This window comes from Streptomyces sp. NPDC107654 (genome assembly GCF_055639035.1).
The window spans coordinates 1-3579 of the sequence record NZ_JBVKBI010000056.1; the positions used below are offsets into that span (position 1 = coordinate 1).

At 62.2% G+C, this 3579-nt stretch carries 2 protein-coding genes and 2 pseudogenes; 2 read left to right on the top strand and 2 right to left on the bottom strand.

The features are described 5' to 3' along the window. Window positions 1-144: 144 nt before the first annotated feature. A pseudogene (locus tag ACZ7N4_RS39005) lies at window positions 145-460 on the top strand (transposase); the annotation flags it as partial. A gap of 576 nt (window positions 461-1036) precedes the next feature. Continuing rightward, window positions 1037-2308: an ATP-grasp domain-containing protein gene (locus ACZ7N4_RS39010; RefSeq protein ID WP_471368772.1), complete on the top strand. Its 1272-nt coding sequence runs from the start codon at window positions 1037-1039 to the stop codon at window positions 2306-2308. Window position 2309: 1 nt separating this feature from the next. Here ACZ7N4_RS39010 and ACZ7N4_RS39015 read toward each other — a convergent pair. Next, window positions 2310-2576: pseudogene (locus tag ACZ7N4_RS39015) on the bottom strand (transposase); the annotation flags it as partial. 65 nt (window positions 2577-2641) lie between these two features. After that, window positions 2642-3474 (bottom strand): IS5 family transposase gene (locus tag ACZ7N4_RS39020; protein ID WP_471368776.1). Its coding sequence is split into 2 segments (ribosomal slippage): window positions 2642-3103 and window positions 3106-3474, totalling 831 coding nucleotides; the frame shifts between segments, so codons are not numbered across the junction. Window positions 3475-3579: the final 105 nt, after the last annotated feature.

Consider the following 3579-nt stretch of genomic DNA (forward strand, 5'->3'; position numbering starts at 1 on the left):
ACCCGTTGGAACAGCTCCCACAACTCGTCCGGCACCAAACGCGTAACGATCTCCGCCACGACCGGCAGCCTACTCAGCCAAATGAGATGGCTTCTTAAGCTGTGGCCCTTGTACTCAACGACCTTGGTGGGCACGGTCTCGGGAGTGGGTGCTGATCTTGTTCCTGACGGCTTGGGGGAGCGAGTCGCCCCGCTGCTGCCCCCTGCGCCCGAGCGGTGCCGCCGTCCGGGGCGGTTGCGTGTTCCGGACCGGGCGGCGCTCGCGGGTGTGATGTAGGTACTGCGGACCGGTGTGGCCTTGCGGGACGTACCCGCGTGGGTGGGCTGCTCGGGAGTCACGGCCTGGCGCCGACTGCGGGATTGGACCGAGACCGGCGTCTGGCCCGGCTACACGCCACTCTGCTGAGCGGGCGCGCCGCGCCGGCCTGTTGGACCTGGACGAGGGGCGCTGTTTCAACGATTGTTGAAGGAGGTCTGGACGTACGGTCAGTCGAACAGCGTGGCTGACCCGTAGCCAATTTAACGCCGGCTCTAGGCTCAATGGGCGATACGGTAGGAGATTGCCGTGCGCCCAGGGCCCCGGGCTACGGGCATGGTGGGCACAAAAGCGACCTCGTCGCCTGCTCAACTTCACGATCATGGCCGGTACTGGTCGGTCCGGCCGAGCTGGATCCCCACTATTGTTGACATGGCTGCTCCCGGAGTAGCAACATCACAACGCATCGTGGGAGACCGACTGTGCCTTCCGAACTGATTCGGCCCAATAGTTCTGCTCTGTGTCGATGAAGAGATTGAGCGTGAGTTGTTTTCGTGCTTGATCACTGGTTTCGGCTAACTCGTCACAGACGGTGTGACTTGGTGGTGGGCCCCGGGACGCCTGCCTGACCACCACTGTACATACCTGCACTGACCTACGAGATCCCGTCCCTTTGGAGCATATGACAAGGACCTGGATACTTACCTGACGGCACCGCTGCCCTTCGATTCACGGTCAAATGAAAAGCGTTCATTACCGGTTCCCGCCCGGAGGTGAAGCAATGTCCGATCCCCTCATACTCCTTGGAGCTGGGTCGCTGGCGACTGGAGGGGAGTTTGCCCTCGCGAGTGTTGCCGCCGCACAACCAGTGGTGCTTGTCGATTCCACAGCGCCGGCCTGGGCCAGGCCCTACCTTGTGAACCACATTGCAGCAGACATATCCCAATCAGTGGACACGCTGCATGCCGTCAGGAGCTATGCCTCGAGTCACGAAGTTGGCGGCGTTCTCACCTTCATGCCGGAGCATTCAGTCACGGCCTCATCCATCGCCGACCAATTGGAACTTCCGACAGCCTGTTCCGCATCGTTGAGAACGCTGGACGATCTAACCGAGCTTCGCGCGCTCTTGGCACAGCACAACCTGGCGCAGCCTCGCTGGGCGCTTGCACTCGACGCTAAATCGGCCGCCACGCGTGCGCACGAGATTGGATACCCTGTCCTCCTCAGACCCCGGCACGGCAGGCCTGACGAGGCTGTTCTGGCCTCCAATCGTAAGGAGTTGCTGAACGCGAGCATGCGGCTACTTCAACAGTCGTCCCGCAGTACATCGAATCTCAGGGGTGTCGTAGTCGAAGAGCAACTCGACGGTCCTGCTTTCTCTGCCGAGACGGTTGTCTACGGTGACGGCGAGATCAGGATAGTTGCCATTGCCCGGACTGCTTATTACCCGATACCCAGCCAGAAGGCAATGCGGCACTGCGTCTACGCTCACGATGCATTGCTGCACAACCCCATCCTCCGCCGGGTCGTCACGCGCGCGGTGGAAGCCGTTGGTGTGGTGCCAGGCGTGCTGCACATTGGCATGAAGTTGACAACAAGGGGCCCGCGAATCACGTACGTTCAAGCCTCTTTGGCTAACGACTTTATTCCCTTGTTAGTCAAACGGGCCAGTGGGATCGACCTTCCACGGATTGCAGCACAACTGGCAGTCGGGAAGACTCCTGACCTAGCCCCCACCCGGCAGCGCGCGGCGGCAATCCACTTCGCTTACGCACCGGTGGCTGGACGTATAGAGCACCTCGCCGTATCCGCCAAGGCTCGCCGCCACCCGCTCCTCGAACGGTTGAACCTTCTCAAAGAGGAGGGTAACCGCGTCGGATCACTACGTGAGGCAAGAGCGGACGACAGGTTAGCGTATTGGGTCGTGCTGGGGTCCAATTCCGCAAGTTGCAGCACCTCGCTTGACGAGGTAACAAAACTTTTCAGCGTCGACATCCATGAGTTCGGCCCTACCGGCACAGCCATCGCTGACGCTATGGCCGGCGTGAGATGATGACCGTAGCCTGACGCACGTCGTCGAGCACCTCATCGGCGTCCCACTCGATCCGGTTCAGCATCCGGTGAATGCGGTCCGGACCCGCGTGACCGGCTTCCTCAGCCAGCGTCCAGCCGTTCTTCCGCTGCAACGGAGCGATCAGACCCCGCATATAAGCCAGCGCCGACTCCCGCGGCTCCGACCTGCTGAAACGGTGCACGAACCGCTCATGCACGGCTTCTAGTTCACCCGCCCACAACCTGACATCAGCAAGGTCCCCACCCATAACCACACCAACGACCGACCTAGCCATCAGTCACGGCAAACACCGTTGCAGTATTAGAGGTCATCTCATTTGGCGAGCCTGCGGTAGCAGATGAGGGTGCAGGCGAGGCTCGTGAAGGCGAGGAAGTGCTCGGCTTTGCGCTCGTAGCGACGATGGAGACGACGGCATCCAGCGAGCCAGGCCATCGTGCGTTCGATGGTCCAGCGGTGCCGGCCGAGCCGTTGCGAGGTCTCGACTCCCTTGCGGGCTATGCGGTGTCGGACGCCCCGCCGGGATAGCCATCGCCGCAGGTGACAGTAGTCGTATCCCTTGTCGGCGTGCAGTTTGCCGGGCTTGCGTCGGCGAGGGCCGCGTCGGGATCGGATCGGGGGTATGCCCTTCACGAGCGGGATCAGGGCCTGACTGTCATGAACGTTGGCACCAGAGATGCCGACAGACAGGGGCAGGCCGGTCCGCTCGGTGATTAGGTGGATCTTCGAGCCGTACTTACCCCGGTCAACAGGATTCGGACCCGTTAACTCCCCCTTTTCAGGGCCCGCACGTTCACCGAGTCGATCGCGCAGCGAGACCAGTCCAGGTCGCCGCGGGAGCCGAGTTCGTCGAGGACCAGGCGGTACAGCTTGGCCCACACGCGAGCCTTCGTCCACTCGGTGAACCGGCGGTGAGCCGTCGCCCCGGAGGGTCCGAACGATGCCGTGGGCAACTGCTGCCATGTGCAGCCCGACGTCGCTACGAACACGATCGCTGCCATTACCTCACGGTCACCGTGCCGGCGCCGGCCGCCACCTTGAGGGCGTGATGGAGCCTCCGGCACCACTCGCTGGAACAGTTCCCACAGCTCGTCCGGCACCAGCCGCTCAATGATCCATACCACGACCGATAGCCTACTCAGCCGCATGAGATGACGTCTTAGAGGTGCTAACAAAGGCGTTGGACGTGCCGGTGGGTGATCAGGCAGGTCGCGAGGCCGAGGAAGGCTTCGTGGATGTCGTCGCGCCGTTCC